16 protein-coding genes are annotated in these 15515 nt (G+C 64.5%); 4 read left to right on the top strand and 12 right to left on the bottom strand.

The genetic code is table 11. From position 1 onward, the window contains the following. The first annotated feature begins 62 nt into the window (after positions 1-62). The 3 genes from ACWNZ3_RS19150 to ACWNZ3_RS19140 are packed head-to-tail and all read left to right on the top strand — an operon-like array spanning position 63 to position 3076. A complete protein-coding gene (locus tag ACWNZ3_RS19150) occupies positions 63-1025 on the top strand; it encodes a Bug family tripartite tricarboxylate transporter substrate binding protein (RefSeq protein ID WP_496902267.1) in 963 nt (320 codons plus the stop codon). A 56-nt stretch (positions 1026-1081) separates the two neighbouring features. Continuing rightward, positions 1082-1573 carry a tripartite tricarboxylate transporter TctB family protein gene (locus ACWNZ3_RS19145; RefSeq protein WP_269360682.1) on the top strand — a complete coding sequence of 164 codons (492 nt, stop codon included), beginning with the start codon at positions 1082-1084 and terminating at the stop codon, positions 1571-1573. 21 nt (positions 1574-1594) lie between these two features. Next, positions 1595-3076 (top strand): tripartite tricarboxylate transporter permease, encoded by a 1482-nt coding sequence (locus ACWNZ3_RS19140; protein ID WP_496902266.1) that lies wholly within the window; start codon positions 1595-1597, stop codon positions 3074-3076. A gap of 6 nt (positions 3077-3082) precedes the next feature. Here ACWNZ3_RS19140 and ACWNZ3_RS19135 read toward each other — a convergent pair whose 3' ends face one another. From ACWNZ3_RS19135 to gstA, 5 genes are all read right to left on the bottom strand, one after another. Beyond that, positions 3083-3931 carry an IclR family transcriptional regulator gene (locus ACWNZ3_RS19135; protein ID WP_269360685.1) on the bottom strand — a complete coding sequence of 283 codons (849 nt, stop codon included), beginning with the start codon at positions 3929-3931 and terminating at the stop codon, positions 3083-3085. A gap of 68 nt (positions 3932-3999) precedes the next feature. Further along, the gene (locus ACWNZ3_RS19130; protein ID WP_496902265.1) at positions 4000-5712 is read right to left on the bottom strand and encodes a thiamine pyrophosphate-binding protein; all 1713 of its coding nucleotides are present in this window, start codon (positions 5710-5712) and stop codon (positions 4000-4002) included. A gap of 122 nt (positions 5713-5834) precedes the next feature. After that, positions 5835-6065, bottom strand: coding sequence for a tautomerase family protein (locus tag ACWNZ3_RS19125; protein ID WP_269360689.1), 231 nt, complete (start codon positions 6063-6065; stop codon positions 5835-5837). A gap of 3 nt (positions 6066-6068) precedes the next feature. Then, on the bottom strand, positions 6069-6449 hold the full coding sequence (locus tag ACWNZ3_RS19120) for a nuclear transport factor 2 family protein (protein ID WP_496902264.1): 381 nt from the start codon (positions 6447-6449) through the stop codon (positions 6069-6071). Then, the gene (gene gstA / locus ACWNZ3_RS19115) at positions 6446-7057 is read right to left on the bottom strand and encodes a glutathione transferase GstA (protein ID WP_496902312.1); all 612 of its coding nucleotides are present in this window, start codon (positions 7055-7057) and stop codon (positions 6446-6448) included. Before gstA ends, ACWNZ3_RS19120 begins: the two co-directional genes overlap by 4 nt. Positions 7058-7157: 100 nt before the next feature. Here gstA and ACWNZ3_RS19110 point away from each other — a divergent pair, with 100 nt between their 5' ends. Next, positions 7158-8045 carry a LysR family transcriptional regulator gene (locus ACWNZ3_RS19110; RefSeq protein WP_496902263.1) on the top strand — a complete coding sequence of 296 codons (888 nt, stop codon included), beginning with the start codon at positions 7158-7160 and terminating at the stop codon, positions 8043-8045. Positions 8046-8076: 31 nt separating this feature from the next. Here ACWNZ3_RS19110 and ACWNZ3_RS19105 read toward each other — a convergent pair whose 3' ends face one another. The 7 genes from ACWNZ3_RS19105 to ACWNZ3_RS19075 all read right to left on the bottom strand — a co-directional run bounded on the left by ACWNZ3_RS19105 (position 8077) and on the right by ACWNZ3_RS19075 (position 15450). Beyond that, on the bottom strand, positions 8077-8331 hold the full coding sequence (locus ACWNZ3_RS19105; protein ID WP_496902262.1) for a hypothetical protein: 255 nt from the start codon (positions 8329-8331) through the stop codon (positions 8077-8079). Positions 8332-8405: 74 nt separating this feature from the next. Then, complete coding sequence (locus ACWNZ3_RS19100; protein WP_496902261.1) at positions 8406-9851, bottom strand: amidase; 1446 nt, start codon at positions 9849-9851, stop codon at positions 8406-8408. A 129-nt stretch (positions 9852-9980) separates the two neighbouring features. Further along, positions 9981-11060, bottom strand: coding sequence for a TRAP transporter substrate-binding protein (locus tag ACWNZ3_RS19095; RefSeq protein ID WP_269360697.1), 1080 nt, complete (start codon positions 11058-11060; stop codon positions 9981-9983). A gap of 29 nt (positions 11061-11089) precedes the next feature. Next, entirely contained in the window at positions 11090-12646 is a 1557-nt protein-coding gene (locus tag ACWNZ3_RS19090) for a TRAP transporter large permease (RefSeq protein WP_496902260.1), read from the bottom strand. After that, positions 12643-13179, bottom strand: a complete 537-nt coding sequence (locus ACWNZ3_RS19085) for a TRAP transporter small permease subunit (protein ID WP_274574473.1) — start codon at positions 13177-13179, stop codon at positions 12643-12645. The genes ACWNZ3_RS19090 and ACWNZ3_RS19085 overlap by 4 nt, the downstream gene beginning before the upstream one ends. 1 nt (position 13180) lies before the next feature. Next, a complete protein-coding gene (locus ACWNZ3_RS19080; RefSeq protein ID WP_496902259.1) occupies positions 13181-14773 on the bottom strand; it encodes a gamma-glutamyltransferase family protein in 1593 nt (530 codons plus the stop codon). Continuing rightward, positions 14773-15450, bottom strand: coding sequence for a GntR family transcriptional regulator (locus ACWNZ3_RS19075; RefSeq protein WP_269360705.1), 678 nt, complete (start codon positions 15448-15450; stop codon positions 14773-14775). The genes ACWNZ3_RS19080 and ACWNZ3_RS19075 overlap by 1 nt, the downstream gene beginning before the upstream one ends. Positions 15451-15515: the final 65 nt, after the last annotated feature.

Below are 15515 nucleotides of genomic sequence, written 5' to 3'. Positions count from 1 at the left end.
GACCGCAGTAAAGAGGAGAAGGCTGCGGTGAAATGGAAAATGGACGAGTCTGGGAGGGCCGTATGAAACGCAATGCAATTAGAACTCTGGCAGGGGTCGCATCGGCCATCGCCGTGACAATGGCCGCGACCGGCGCATCGGCGCAGTCAAATCGCCCGGTCACCGTTGTCGTGCCCTTCGCCGCAGGTGGCGGGACCGACATCACCACCCGCGCCATGCAATCCGGCCTGACCGACGCGCTGGACGCCAATATCGTCGTCAAGAACACCGCCGGGGCCGGCGGCACTTTGGGTGTCGGCGAAGTCGCCCGCGCCCGCGCGGATGGACGCACGCTCGGCATGGCGCCTGTCGGCCCGCTGACCACGCAGCCGCATCTGCGCGCCCTCCCCTACAACATCGACAGTTTCGATTACATCTGCCTCGCCTATTCCGCCCCGACCGTCATCGCCGTGGCCAAGGATGCACCCTTCTCCACGCTTGAGGAGATGGTGAGTCACGCCAAGGCAAACCCCGGCGAGGTGACCTTCGCGGTACAGGCCATCGGCTCCGTGCCGCATATCGCGGGGCTGGCCCTGGCGGAAGCGGCGGGCATCGAAATGACCTATCTGCCGGTGAACGGCGACGGCCCCGCCCTCAAGGCGCTGCTGGACGGCACCGCCGATGTCTTCATCCCGCATGTCTCCTTCTTCAGCAGCAACGCCGAACAGCTGAAGTCGCTGGCGATGCTGCAATCCGAACGTCTGAAGGAACAACCCGATCTCGCCACGGCGGCCGAACAGGGATATGATCTCGACTTCCCGATCTGGGGCGGTATCGTCGCGCCCAAGGGTCTGACGGAGGAAGACGTCACCCGCCTGGAAGGGGCCTGTGAAGCTGCGGTAAATTCCGCACCGTTCCAGGAACGCATGGAAGCGGTCAAACAGCCCTCGGCCTATATGGGTTCAGTGGAGTTCACCGCTTTCGTGCGGGAGAAATACGAGACAAACCGCGTCCTGCTTGAGAAGGCCGGTCTGCTCTCGAAGTGAACCGGGGGCGCTGCCAGGATCGACCGGCAGCGCCTTGGGCAGGAGGACCCGACCTGATGGAAAAGACGTCTCGCCCGCCCTTCCGGTCCACGATCATCGCGGACCGGGTCGTGGCACTCTGCATCGTGGCGGTCACTGCGGTCTTCCTCATGCTCACCTTCGGCGAGGTCAGCGCCTTTGCCCAAAACAGCGCCGGACGCGGCCCCTACTTTTTCCCGCGCCTTGTGCTGATCTTCCTGCTGATCGCGGAATCTTTCCTGCTGGCAAATGTCTTTTCTCCGCGCGGTGCCGTGCAAAACGGCCCGCGCCCGACCTGGCGGGTGGCGTCGCTGGTGCTGGCCACCGCCGCCTATTGCGCCCTGATCCAGTTCGCCGGATTCCTCATCGCCAGCATCCTCTTCGGGATCGCCGTGCCGCTGCTGCTGGGCCGGCGCACCTGGGTCACGATCGTGGCCGTCGCGCTGGTCTACAGCATCGCCGTCTGGCTCCTGTTCGAGCGGGTGTTCCTGATCATCCTTCCTGCCAGCCCCTTCGACATCGGCTTCTGAACAGCCGGAGATAGGATCACGATGGAGCTTTTGATAACCGCCGCGGCCCAGATCGCCACCCCGCTGACCATGGTCTGCATCATCTGCGGCACCATCGTCGGCGTTGTCGTGGGCGTCCTGCCGGGGCTTGGTTCCGTCATCGGGCTGACCATGGCCCTGCCCTTTACCTTCTCCCTGCCGCAGATCCCCTCCATCGCGCTGATGCTGGGCGTCTATTGCGGCTCGGTCTATGGCGGCTCCATCACCGCAATCATCCTCAACACGCCGGGCACGCCCCAGGCGGCGGCCACCGCGCTCGAAGGATTCCCGATGGCGCGGCGCGGTGATGCCGATCTCGCGCTCGGCTGGGTCACCGTGGCCTCGACCCTTGGTGGTTTGTTCTCCGTCGCGATCTTCATCATCGCGGGCCCGTCGCTCGCGGCCCTGTCCCTGCAATTCACCCCGATCGAATATTTCGCCCTCGGCCTTTTCGCGATGACCTGCATCGCCGGTGTCTCCTCCGGGCAGATGGCCAAGGGGCTGGTCTCGGGCGGCATCGGGCTGATGCTGGCCGCCATCGGCGTCGACCCTGTGACCGGCGACATGCGCTATACCTTCGGCAGCTTCCAACTCAGCGCCGGGATTGCGCTGATCCCTGTCATTGTCGGTATCTTCGCCTATTCAGAGATGTTCCTGAGAGTCCTCAATCTTGACGGCGACAAGCCCGATCCCGCCGAGATGCGCGTCGGCTTCCGCGTGCCGCCCTGGCGGGAATGGCGCATCCGGCTGGGGATGCTGTTGCGCGGCTCGATGATCGGCTCTTTCGTTGGTGCGCTGCCCGGCACCGGGGCCGCCACCGCCGCCTTCATCGCCTATTCCGAAGCGCGGCGCACCTCGAAGCGGCAGGAGAATTTCGGCAAGGGCGAGCCCGACGGGCTGGTCGCCTGCGAATCCGCAAACAACGCGGTGACCGGCAGCGCACTGGTGCCGACCCTCGCCCTCGGCATTCCGGGCGACCCCGTCACCGCTGTGATGCTGGGGGCGCTGGTGGTACAGGGCATCGCCCCCGGCCCGCAGCTTTTCGCCAACCACCTCGATCTGATCTATGCGATCTTCCTCTGCCTGATCCTGGTCAACCTGGTGATGTTCGCCACCGGTGCCCTTGGCGCATCGCTGTTCACCCGCATCCTGCGAATCCCGGAACCGATCCTGATCGGCCTGATCCTGATCATCTCGACGGTCGGCGCCTATGGGGTGAATGGCAGCACTTTCGACATCTGGGTGGCCTTTGCCGCCGGGGTCGGCGGTGCCCTCCTGCGCTACCTCTCCTACCCCTTGGCCCCCATCGTGATCGGCATGGTCCTGGGACCAACCATCGAGATGTCACTGCGGCAGGGGTTGATCCTGACGGACGGTAATGTCCTGGCCTTCCTGGAGCGTCCCATCGCACTGGCGCTCTTTGCGGTGACAGCGGCAATCCTGCTCTGGCCGCTGCTTCGGTCCCGCCTCAGGCGGTCCGGCTGACCCGCCTCAATGCACCCGACCGCCCAGGGTGGAAATCGCCTGTGCGGCGCTCAGCAATTGCGGCAGATGCTGTGCGCGCAGGGTTTCCGGCGGCAGCAGCGCGGCATTGCCACCGACACTGATGGTATAGATGTCGCCGGTCAAAGGCTCGCGCACCGGCACCGCGATGGCGTTGTGCTGGGCGTTCCAGTCGCCAAAACTGTCGGCATAGCCCTGCGTCACAAATCGGTCGAGCGCGGCCTGCAAATCCGGGCGCACCCGCTCCTCCCAGCTGTCGCCATAAAGCTTTGCCAGATCGGCAAAAGCGCGTTCACGCTCCTGCCCCTCCGCAAAGGCCAGATAGGCACGCCCCGGCGCAGACAGCGCCAGCGGAATACGTGACCCCACATTCAGGTTCAGCGCCACCGCCGTCGGCTTGCGGATCAGCTCGACAAACATCATGTCGCGCTCGTCCCGAACGCTCAGCGCCACGGCGCAATCGCCACCGCTGGCGATCTTCTCCATATGGCCCCGCACCATCTCGGCAAAGCCGAACCGCCCGATGGCGGCGAAACCCAGAGTCAGAACCTGGTTTGAAACGGCGTATTTGCCATATTCCGGCAGATACCGCAGGTATCCCAGCTTGGTCAGCGTTCCCAGCAACCGTGACACGGTTGTCTTGTGAAGCCCCGTCCGTTCCGCGATGACCTGGGTGCCAAGCACCATGTCCTCGGCCTGAAAGGCCCGCAGAATCGACAGGCCCCGCGCCAGCGAGGTGACAAAGGGCCGGTCGTCGTTCAGGGCCGCGGCACCCATGTCCTGCCGCGGTCTGCCCCGCCGGTTGGCGGTGAGTTTGGGTTTCTTTGCATCTGTCATGGGGCCTGCATTACCCCATATGAATTCGCGTGTCTTGTGCGAAGGTGCGCGTCATCCCCGGCCAAAGCTCACTTCAGCGTCGCAGGATCCATCAGATCGCCATAGTCCGAACAATCGCGGTGGCTGGCTGCCGGGTCGACCTTGACGTCGATCACGACCGGCCCGGACCGGCCATGCGCATCGCGCAGGGCATCGCCCATCTGGTCGGCTTCCGTCACCGTCAGCCCCGAACCGCCCAGCCCTTCGGCAACCTTGGCAAAGTCATGATCCATGAAATCGACACCGATCCGCTGGTTGCCCAGATTGTCGCGCACCATCCCGAGCCCGGCGTTGTTCGCAACAACATAGACCACGTCGATCCCCTGTTCCGCGGCCGTGGCGACGGCATCCATCGTCATCATAAAACCGCCGTCCCCGATCAGCCCGGTCACCCGCTTTTCCGGGCAGGTGATCTTGGCCCCGGTTGCGGCAGGCGTGCTCCACCCCATGCCGCCGATCCCACCGGGCGCGACCAGCTGATGCGGATGGCGCAGCGGCAGGCGCGAGGTCGCCCAGATCCGGTTTGTCCCGGCGTCCAGCGTCAGCAGGTCCTGCGCCTCCAGGAATCCTCCCAGACCGCGCATGATATCGGCATAATGCACCGTCCCCGGCGCGGTCTTGTACTCCGGCAGCACGCCATAATCGTTCTGTTCCCGGATCGCCGCAATCCGGCGAAGACGCCCGTCAACAACGCCCGCCTCTGGCGCCTCGGCCCCCAGCAGGAAATCCAGCACATCGGCCACATCCGCCGTCACCGCCATATCCACCGGCACGACCCAGCCCGCGTTAAGCGGATCGGTATCCACCTGAATGATCGTCTGATCGCCGGGCCGCATCATCTGCGCATCGCGGAACCGCGTGTATTCCGGCCCCAGGCTGCACCCCAGAACAAGGATCACATCCGCCGCCTGCACCATCCGGTTGGCAGAGGCAGAGGCCCAGTTGCCCATCATCCCGACCGCAATCGGACAGGTCTCGTCGATCACACCCTTGCCATGATAGCTCGACGCGACGGCAACACCTTGCGCTTCCGCAAAGCGCTGCAGCTTCTCGCCCGAACGGCTCATATAGACCCCGTTGCCCGCGATGATCACCGGTGCCTTCGCCCCTGCCAGCGCCTCGGCAATGGCCTGCAACGCCTTGCGGTCGGGCACCATCGGCGTGCGCCGCAGGTAGCCTTCGGTCGGATAAAGCCGTGCACGGGCGTCTTCCGGCACCTCCGCGCGGATGATGTTGGTCCGCATGATCATCGCCGCCGGTCCCTGCCGGGGCGTCATCGCATGTTTGATTGCAAGCTGGGTGCCATAGACCGCCTCGGTCGGCGTGGTCGCGTAAGTGGCGTATTTCGTCATGGTCTTGAGCACGGCAAAGGCATCACCGGCGCCGTAATCACCCGTCATGGTCTGATAAACACCATGCTGCGCGAAACCGTCGTAGCAGGAGGTATCCGTGATCACGACCATCGGCGAGGATGAGAAATACCCCTCCAGTATCCCGAAGGCCCCCGTGCTGGTGGCAAAGGGCCCCTGCGCCATCAGCACCCCCGGCTTTCCCGTCAGCTTGCCCGCCACCTGGGCCATGACCGAGGCACTTTGCTCCGAGCGCGCAAGCACAAGCTCGAACTCCTCCTGGCGGTCGTAAAAGGCCGGCAGCGACCAGGTGATGCCAAGGCCGGGCAGCGTGAATCCGCGCGTGATCCCGGCCTCGATGAATGTGTTGATAACGCCTTCGTTGGTTTTCATGGGGTCTCCTCTCCCCCGCACCCTAGTCGCATCAATTAATTCCGACAAGAGCAATTATTAACCGCATAGTGGTTTTTATGCGGTGAGTGCCGAAGCCCCCGCCGACAGGCCATAGGCTGCGGTCAGGCGGGGCTTCCCTGCTGCCGCCGGTAATCCGGCACCGGCAACCCGCCGATCCCCCAGTCATCCAGCGCGACCTCGTCGATCACGACAAATGTCGTCGCGGGGTCCTTGCCTAGGACCTCCTGCAACAGATCGGTGACGCCCTTGATGAGGCGGCTTTTCTCCTCAGCCGAAGGGCCGGTTCCTTCAGGACCGCCTTCGCGGGTGATCTTGATGTTGACATAGGGCATGGGTCAGTCCTCTCGCGGCAGGTAAGTGAAGGCCTTGGTCACGATGCGCCATGCACCGTCATGCGGAACAAGTGTCAGGTAGTCGAGATAGCTGCGCCCCATCATGCTCATGCGCGCGGTAACGCGGGCCAGGCGGGGGCTGCCAAAGGCAATCTCAAGGATCGCCTCGTCGCGCGGATCACCGCGCCGGGCGGGCGGCTCGCGCCCGTCGATGCGGGTCATGTAGGTTTCAAGGTCGAGATACAGCTCGTCGCCCTCGGTGGCGCAGACATAGGCCAGTTGCGGATGAAAGACCCGGCGCAACATTCTGCTGTCCGCCTGATGCAGACCTTCGAAATAGACTTCCATCAGCTCTGCAATGCGGTGGTGTTCTGCGGGATTCACTGGATCAATCCTTCGGCTTTCATCGCCTTTTGGGCGGAAGGCCGGGCAGCCACGCGATCGACCAGCGCGGCAAGGTTCGGCCAGTTCGACAGTTCAATCCCGGTGAAGTTTGCCCAGTTCGCCACAGCAAAGAGGTAGGCGTCAGCGACCGAGAATTGGTTGGCCACGAGCCAGATGCGGCCATCCGAGAGCTGGGCCTCTACCCGATCAAATTTCGTTCCGACCGCGATGCGAGCGGCGGCCTGTTCGTCCTCGGTGGTGCCTGCGCGGAACAACGGGCCAAAGGCCTTGTGCAGTTCGGCGGAAATCCAGTTCAGCGCCTCGTGCAGACGGGCGCGGTCGAAACTCCCCGGTGCCGGTGCCAGCCCGGCCTCCGGATGGCGATCAGCGATCAGCTGCAGAACTGCAGCACCTTCGGTCAGAACGGCCCCGTCAGGAAGCCGGAGGGCCGGCACGTAACCATTGGGGTTGATCGCCCGAAAATCCGCGCCGGATTCCGTGCGACCGGTATCGGTATCGACCGCCTCGATTTCAAAGGCCGCACCGGTCTCGTAAAGCGCGATGTGGCTGGCAAGGGGGCAGGCACCGGGTTTGTAGTAGAGTTTCATCATGGGGTCTCCTGGTCTGGGAATACCCTGTCTCTAGCGCGCATGATGATTTATAGATAATATCGAGTTTTCACATAAATAATCAATATACCTAATCATCATGAAACATCATCAACTGCTCGCCCTGGACGCCGTCGTCGCCACCGGCACCTTTCGCGGGGCCGCAGAACGGCTGAACAAATCCCAAAGCGCCATCAGCCACACGATCCGCCAGCTTGAAGACGAACTGGAGTTGAAGCTTCTTTCGCGCGACACCTATCGCCCGACCCTGACCGCCGAGGGGCGGGTGTTCTACCGCGAAGCCATTCGCGTCCTGACCGAGATGCGGGAACTGAATGCGACCGCTGCCCGGCTCCGCGCACATGAAGAGCCGGAGCTGCGCCTCGCCGTCAGCGCAACCTTGCCGCTGGACCTGCTTTTGCCGGTGCTGGCCGACCTCGGCAAAAGCTTCCCGGCGACGCATCTGCGGCTGTCCACGGAAATGATGGGCGGTCCGATTGCGCGCCTGATGGAAGGCCGGGCCGATGTCGCGATAGCGACCCTGGACGGTGTGCCGCTGGAGGAGGTCGAGACACGCCCCTTGGCCGTGGTCCATATCCGGCCCGTGGCCTGCCGCGCGATGGCCGAACGGCTCGGGCCCGGCACCCTGCCTTTGTCGGTGTTGCAGGCGATCCCGCAGATCGTTGTCTCGGGCACCGCGGGACCCGACGACAGCCAGAGCCGCGACCTTCTGCCCGGTGCCCGCCGATGGACGGTTTCGGACTTTGCCGCCAAGAAACAGGTCATCCTCTCCGGGCTCGGCTGGGGCGGCATGCCGGATCACCTGATCCGTCAGGAAATCGCAGATGGCTCATTACGTCCAATAGCGGTCGATGGTTTCTCTCCGCGGCGTTCTGAAATCTTTGCCATGCGCCGCCGGGAGTCTTCTCCGGGTCCGGTTGCAAATGCCCTTTGGAAATGGGTCTCGGACCGTAACGCGACCCTTTGAATGCGCGGCGCACCGGCCCGCGCCGGCTTACCTATGCCGCTGCCCTGAGGGATGGGGTTTTGGCCTGCCGGTCACGGACCAGCTCGCAGGACACCAACAGCCCCTCGTGATAGGCTTTCGCATGAACGATATGGCCACCATTGCCCATGATCGGCTCGACCATGATCGCCGCAACGCCCTCGTTGAGACCCTTGGTGATCGCCTCCTCCATCAAATAGAGGCAAAGCACAACCTCTTGCGCCGCCGAAAGGCCGAGGCGCGGAGGGTATTCATCGGGGTCGAACACCAGCGAAATGGCGTGAAACGGATTCTTCAGATGCGGCCATCGTGGCGATCGACCACCCGCCGTTGCGCTTCCTATCAGATGTGGGTCACCCTGGGGTCAAAAACCGGCATCGGCCCGCCGAAAACCAGTTCAACGCAGCGGGCGGCCGCCAGCAGGTCCGCCTCGCCCCTCGGCTTGCCGATCAATTGCAGCCCGACCGGCACGCCCTGCGCATTGAGCCCGACCGGCACCGACATGGCGGGCAGGCCGACAGCCGTCGCGAGAAAGCCGCAATCCAGCCAGTCCATGTAGAAATCCAGGTCCCGGCCACCGACCCGGCGCACCCATTCCTCTTCGACCGGATGGGGCATACATCCGACGACCGGTGCCGCGAGCACATCGACCTGCACAAAGACCGCACGGGTTTCATCGTAGAGGCGGGAGCGGATGAGTTGCGAGTCGATGATATCATCCATCTGCAGGTTCAGGCCGAACTGCAGGTTGTCCTCAAGCGTCTGCTTGAACCCGCTGCGGATCGCCGGGTCGATGTCGCGCATCAGACTGGCCCAGAGCAGGCCGCGCTGTATGTAGTAGGCCCGCCGCATACCTGTCAGATCCGGCGCAACCTCCGCGACCGAAGCGCCCGCCCGCGCCATCTTTTGCATCGCCGCGTCGATATGGCTGCGCATGTCGGTGTCGACCGCGCTTTCACCGGACAGGTCCGGCAGGTAGCCGATGCGCAATTTGGTGACCTCGGCACGGTCTGTCGCCGCAAGATAGGGCGCGGACGCGCGGGGGTAGGACAGCGGGTAGCGCGCATCGAATCCGGTCATCGTGTCGAGGAAGAGTGCGCAATCCGCGACGGAGCGCGCCATCGGCCCCTGCACGCCTTCGGTGATATAACCCGCCTGGGCCGGTCCGCCCGCGACAAGCCCGGGACTGGGCCGCAGGCCCACCACACCGCAATAGGCCGCGGGGGTTCGCAGACTGCCGCCATGATCCGAACCCTGGCTGAGCCATGCCTGCCCGACAGCCAGTTGTGCCGCCGCCCCGCCCGAGGACCCGGCGGGGTTCAGGCGGGTGTCCCAGGGGTTCCGCGTGGCGCCGAAGATGGCGTTGAACGTATTGGCCCCGGCCCCGAATTCAGGCGTGTTCGTCTTGCCCAGCACAACGCCGCCCCGGGTCTCGATCAGGTCGACCAGCGGATCGGAGGCTTCGGGCACGTAATCGGCCAGACCCGGCGTGCCGAAAGTGGTCCGCACCCCGGCCACCGCAGTCAGATCCTTGATCCCGACAGGCAGGCCATACAAAGCGCCCCGGTCCTCGCCGGGTGTTTGAAGCGCCCCTGCCGCCGCCCGCGCCCGGTCGAAACAGGGTGTCGGCATGGCGTTGATCGCCGGATCCGTCTGGGCGTGCCGGGTCTGGGCCGCGTCGATCAGCTCAAGGGCCGACACGTCGCCCCGGCGCAGAAGACCGACCGCTTCGACCGCGCTGAGCGCGCAGAGCTCGGGACCAGTATAGATGGGGGTTTCGCGGGTCATAGGGTATCTCTTTGTGACGGTTGGGGTGGCCTGGCGCCGGTTCAAAACCGGATCACCCTGAACAACCCGCCGCCGATCCCATGGGCACCATCAGGAACCCGATCAGCGGCGGGAAGATCGCCCGGCGCTTCAAAGGATGAAGTTCTGCCGTGCCTGCAGGAAGCCCGTGTCATAGAAGCGCTTGTACTGCGTCGCCTGACCGACATAGGCATAATAGGCGTCGACGAAACGGCGGTGGAAATCACTCGTCTCCTTCACCTCTTCGATCACCTCGCGGGAGGCGTCCTGGATCGCGGTCCAGACCTCATCGGGGAATGTGTCGATGGTCAGGTCCGGCATGGCGCTCAGCTTTTCATAGGCCTGCAAATGCGCATGCAGCGTATCGGCGGAGGACCGGTTGGCCTCGGCCTCGGTCACCGCTTCGACCATGACGCGCTGGCCGTCGGTCAGCGCATTCCAGGCGTCCATGCCGATGCCGAACTCGATGCCGCCGTAAATCTCGACCGGCGAGGGCGCATACATGTACTTTGCGACGTTCTGCAGGCCGAAGGCCAGGTCGTTCGACGGACCGACCCATTCGGCGCCGTCCAGCGCGCCGGATTGAAGCGCGGCAAAGATGTCGCCCGGTGGAATCGAGGTCGGATTGACGCCGAGCTTGCGCAGCACCTCGCCATAAAGGCCGGCAGCGCGGAAGTTCAGCCCCTGCAGGTCGTCGAGCGAGGTGATCGGTTTCTTGAACCAGCCGGCGGTCTGCAGGCCGGAGCCGCCACCGATGAACACTTTGAGGTTCCGCGGATTGGTGAATTCGTCCAGCAGCTCCTGGCCGCCGCCGTAATACATCCAGGCATGCATCTCATCGAAGGTCAGCCCGTAAGGGGCGGCCGTGAAGAAGGCATGCGCGATGTCCCGGCCGGAAAACCAGGTGCCGGAGCCGTGGTAGACCTCGGCGGTCCCGCTTTCGACGGCTTCCTGGGTGGCAAAGGGCGCCACCAGCTCGCCGGCGCCGAACACCTGCACGTTGATCGCGCCCTCGGTGATCGCGGTGACACGCTCCGCCCAGCGAAGGGCCGAGACGCCGGGCCCGGGCAGGCCGCGCGGCACGGAGGTGACGAGTTTCCAGTTATGCTGCGCCTGGGCGCTGGCGATCCGGGGGGCCGCGAGGGTCACCGAGGCGACGGATGCGGCGGTGATGAAGGCTCTTCTTTTCATTTCTTTATCATCCCTGTTGGTTGGGCCGCTCATTTGTAGATCGTGTCGGGGAGCCAGGTCGCCAGGTCCGGGACCAGGAAGACGATGGCCAGCGCGACGATCTGCAAGAGGATGAACGGCAGGATCCCCTTGTAGATGTCCAGTGTCTTCACGCTCTCGGGTGCGACGCGGCGGAAGTAGAACAGCGCATAGCCGAAGGGAGGCGTGAGGAAGCTGATTTGAAGGTTCATGCTGATCAGGATGGCGAACCAGACCGGATCGACACCCGCCGCCATCAGCGGCGGCCCGGCGATCGGCACGACGATAAAGATGATCTCGACATATTCGATGACAAAGCCGAGCACGAAGATGATCGCCATCACGACCAGCACCGCCGTCAGCTCTCCGCCCGGCAGGCCGTGCAGGAAACTCTCGACCATTTGCTCGCCGTGCAGGCCACGGAAGACCAGCGACAGCATCGTCGCCCCCAGCACGATCAGCGTCAGCATGGCGACCATACTGGCGGTGTCGACAGCGGCGTCCCACATGCCACCGCGCCGCAATTCCTGCAGCAGGGCGCTGAGGGTGCCAAGGCACATCACGACCAGCGCCACCAGCCCGATGCCCCCCGCCAGCGGCGAGGCCTGCGCACCGCCGGACAGTTTGACGGCAACCAGCGCAAAGGCGGCGGGCAGTACCGCCATCAACAACAGCATGCGCCAGAGCGGCACGCCGTCGCGGTTCATCGCTGTCATCACCAGCGCCCCCGCCGCGCCAAGCGCCGCGCTTTCTGTCGCCGTGGCCACGCCACCAAGGATCGAACCGAGCACGATCACGATCAGCAGCAAGGGCATGAGCAGGGAATAGGTGACCTCGCGCAGGTCCGGCCGGGTCCGGTTGCCCGCGGCATCACGTGTCACCACCGGCGGGCAGTTGGCCGGGGTCCGGATCGAAGTGAACAGAATGTAGAGGATATAGAGGACCACCAGCAGGAGGCCGGGAATGAACGCCCCGGCAAAGAGATCCCCGACGGAGACAGGTTCGACCGCCCATTCCCCGGCTGAGCGCCGCCCGGCCTGATAGGCCGCCGAGATCTGGTCGGTCAAAAGGATCAGCAGGATGGAGGGCGGGATGATCTGACCCAGCGACCCGGCCGCACAGATGACCCCCGACGCCAGGGATTTCGAATAGCCCGCCTCAAGCATCGCCGGCATCGCGATCATGCCCAGCATGAAGATCGTCGCCCCGATCACCCCGGTGGACGCCGCCAGAAGCGCCCCGACGATGACCACCGCATAGGCCATGCCGCCTTCGCGGTTCCCGAAAAGCGCGCCCGCCGTCAGCATCATCCGCTTGGCGATGCTCGACCGCTCCAGAAGTCCGCCCATCAGGACAAAGAGCGGCACCGACAGAAACACGTCGTTGGTCAGGATGCCAAAGGCCCGCGACGGGAAGGCCGCGAGAAAGCCAAGATCGAACACGCCCAGCACCGCGCCGAGGAAGGCGACCACCGTCGGCACCCCGATCAGCACAAAGGACACCGGCGCACCGGAGAGGATACCGCATAAAAGCGTGACCCCGAGAAGGACAAGCAGGGCACCGCTCATGTCGCATCGCTTTCTTCGCTCGGATTGCGCCGGTAGAGGCGGGGCCGGAGCCCGAGGATCAGGGCGACAACGGCAAGCGTGACAAAAAGCAGCGCCGTGATCGTCTTGAGGATGAAGAAACCCGGCAGGCCGCCCAGGGTCGGAGAGCTTTCCAGTACCCGCCAGGAGGTCTGCACCATCGGCACCGATTTCCACGCCGCCCAGGCCATAGCCGGGAACAGCAGCCCCAGAAGGGCGAAGCGGTCTATCCAGTCGCGCAGAGCGGGCGGGAAGCGCTGGTTCATCACGTCCACGCGCACGCTTTCATTACGCAGCAGCACCCCGGCGAGCGGCAGCGAAACGATGAAGAAAAAGAGGTAGGTCAGCAGATCGGTGGCCCATGGCGCGCCAATCGAGAAGACATAGCGCAGGGCCACGACGACGATCTGCAACATCAGCAGCGAGATCACGGCGACGGCCGCCAGACCGCGCAGCGCGCCCGCAAAACTGAAACGGGGTCGGGTCCGGGAACTGCGTGGCGTCGGACCGTTCATCCTACACCCCCAGGGCCATGCCGTCTTTGCGCGGGTCGCTGCCACCGGTCAGAAGGCCACCGGCCACATCGCGGCGGATCGCCTGCGCCCCGCCCATGCCGACCGGCGGGCGTTGCACCTTGTACCCCATCTCTGCAAGGCGTGCCGCAACACTGTCGTCAAAGCCCTGTTCCAGATCAAGCATGCCGGAGGTGATGTCGAGGAAACTGCGCGGCGCGTCGATGGCAGCCTGGATGTCCATGCCATAATCGACAAGGTTGGAGACAAAATGGCCGTGGCCCGTCGCCTGATAGGCCCCGCCCATCACCCCGAAGGGCATGGCATATTCGCCGGGTTTTTCCAGCAGACCGGGGATCAGCGTGTGCAGCGGACGCTTGCCGCCGCGCAGCTCGTTCACATGGCCCTCTTCCAGCGTGAAGCCCGCGCCCCGGTTCTGCAGCCCGATCCCAAAACGCTCCGACGCGAAACCGGAGCCATAGGGCCAGAAGATCGAATAGATCAGCGACACGCAAAGCCCGTCGCCATCCACCACGGTGATATAGACCGTGTCCTTGTGCAAAGCCTCTGTTCGCGGCTGGATCAGGGTGCCGGCCCGTTTCGGGTCGATCTCGGCGGCCAGCGCATTGATTGCCGCCTCGGACAACATGCCGTCGAGGGAAAGCGTCGCGTTGCCCGGATCGCCGACAAAAAGGTTGCGGGCACCGTAAGCCAGGCGAGTGGCCTCGGCTTCCAGGTGAACCCGCTCTGCCCCATTGGGGTCAAGTGCGCCGATATCGAACTTTTCAAGCAGTGCCGCGATCAGAAGGGCGGTGGCCCCCTGCCCGTTCGGCGGCAATTCAACCAGATCATGCCCGCGATAGGCGCGCCGGATCGGGGTCACCGCATCGGCGCGGGTCTTGGCAAAGTCTTCGGCCGTGTGCCTGCCGCCCGCTGCGCGCAGGCTCGACAGGATGTCCTCCATGATCGGGCCTTCATAGAATGCGCCCACACCGTCCCTTGCGATCAGCCTGAGTGCTTCGGCCTGGCCGGGTGCCACAAAGATATCGCCCTCGCGGTAGGGTTTGCCGTGGTTCAGGAAGTGCTGCCGCCCCGCCCCCTGAAGCCGGTGGCTGAAATGGTCGGCGTCGATGGCAGTGCGGCGATGCACCGGCACCCCGGTTTCGGCATAGCGGATCGCCGGGGCCAGCACCGTGGCCAGGTCCAGCCGCCCCTCTTCCGCGATCAATCGCCCAAAGGCATCGACGGCCCCGGGCACGGTGACGGAATGAACCGAATCGAGCCCGATGGCCTGCATCCCCTGCGCCCGCAGATCCGCCGCGTCCAGCGCCGCAGGCGCACGGCCGGACCCGTTCAGGCCGCGGCTTTCACCGGTCCTGGCATCATGGATCAACGCAAAGACATCGCCACCCAGCCCGGTCATCGCAGGTTCGCAAAACCCCAGAACGACCGCCCCGGCCACCGCCGCATCCACCGCATTGCCGCCCTGCCCCAGAACCTCGATTGCCGCGCGGGCGCCGAAGGGGTGTGACGTGGCGCACATCGCGCCGGTGGCGAACATCTGCGCGCGGCCGGGGCCGAGATATGCATGGCTCATCAGGTTCTGCCTTTTGCCTTGGGCGCATCCGGCTGCGCCGCCGTCTCTTCAAAGAATTGCTGGAGGGCGATCAGGGCCTGGGCGATATGTTCGCGCATCAGCGCCCCGGCGCGGTCCCCATCACCGACCAGCACCGCCTCGGCGATTTCGGCGTGTTGATTATGCGGTCGCCCCAGATCGGCATCATAGCTTTCCATGGTGAACAGCGCGGCGCTGTAGGGGGTGATCTTCAACCGGGTCTCTTCGGCCACGGTCTTGAGCATCCAGTTGCGCGCGCCGTCATGCAGCAATCCGTGAAATTCGAAATCCATCTCCAGCGCAGCGGAGCGATCCTTGCGCGCGGTGATATCCTCGGACGTGGCGATCAGGGCACGCAGGCGCAACCGTTCGGATTCGTTGAACCGCACGGCGGCGCGGGCGGCACAAAGCGCCTCGATCTCTCCCATGGCCTCGAAAGCCTCGCTCAGCTCGGTCCGGTCAAAGCTGCGCACGACCGCCGACCGGCGGGGCCGGATTTCGATCAGGCCGGAGGCGCCAAGCTGTCGGATCGCCTCGCGGATGGGCGTGCGTGACACGCCAAAACGCTCGGCAAGCTTGTGTTCATCAAGGCGGTCTCCGGGTTTCAGTTCCCCGAGAAGAACGAGGTCGGCGAGTTGTTGTCGAAGCGTATGGGGCATGGGGTCTCCTGTCCTCTCTACGCTAGGTCCTGTTTCTGCATTCTGTAAAGCAAAATTGCATACAA

This window comes from Sulfitobacter sp. IGS-18 (genome assembly GCF_059628195.1).
This window is presented reverse-complemented; position numbering and strand designations above follow the sequence as displayed.

Coding starts and splice junctions, on each gene's coding strand:
- ACWNZ3_RS19145 (WP_269360682.1), top strand. CDS start 1,082: ATGGAAAAGACGTCTCGCCCGCCCTTCCGGTCCACGATCATCGCGGAC.
- ACWNZ3_RS19125 (WP_269360689.1), bottom strand. CDS start 6,065: ATGCCCTATGTCAACATCAAGATCACCCGCGAAGGCGGTCCTGAAGGA.
- ACWNZ3_RS19130 (WP_496902265.1), bottom strand. CDS start 5,712: ATGAAAACCAACGAAGGCGTTATCAACACATTCATCGAGGCCGGGATC.
- ACWNZ3_RS19075 (WP_269360705.1), bottom strand. CDS start 15,450: ATGCCCCATACGCTTCGACAACAACTCGCCGACCTCGTTCTTCTCGGG.
- gstA (WP_496902312.1), bottom strand. CDS start 7,057: ATGAAACTCTACTACAAACCCGGTGCCTGCCCCCTTGCCAGCCACATC.
- ACWNZ3_RS19085 (WP_274574473.1), bottom strand. CDS start 13,179: ATGAACGGTCCGACGCCACGCAGTTCCCGGACCCGACCCCGTTTCAGT.
- ACWNZ3_RS19095 (WP_269360697.1), bottom strand. CDS start 11,060: ATGAAAAGAAGAGCCTTCATCACCGCCGCATCCGTCGCCTCGGTGACC.
- ACWNZ3_RS19110 (WP_496902263.1), top strand. CDS start 7,158: ATGAAACATCATCAACTGCTCGCCCTGGACGCCGTCGTCGCCACCGGC.
- ACWNZ3_RS19135 (WP_269360685.1), bottom strand. CDS start 3,931: ATGACAGATGCAAAGAAACCCAAACTCACCGCCAACCGGCGGGGCAGA.
- ACWNZ3_RS19080 (WP_496902259.1), bottom strand. CDS start 14,773: ATGAGCCATGCATATCTCGGCCCCGGCCGCGCGCAGATGTTCGCCACC.
- ACWNZ3_RS19150 (WP_496902267.1), top strand. CDS start 63: ATGAAACGCAATGCAATTAGAACTCTGGCAGGGGTCGCATCGGCCATC.
- ACWNZ3_RS19100 (WP_496902261.1), bottom strand. CDS start 9,851: ATGACCCGCGAAACCCCCATCTATACTGGTCCCGAGCTCTGCGCGCTC.
- ACWNZ3_RS19140 (WP_496902266.1), top strand. CDS start 1,595: ATGGAGCTTTTGATAACCGCCGCGGCCCAGATCGCCACCCCGCTGACC.
- ACWNZ3_RS19090 (WP_496902260.1), bottom strand. CDS start 12,646: ATGAGCGGTGCCCTGCTTGTCCTTCTCGGGGTCACGCTTTTATGCGGT.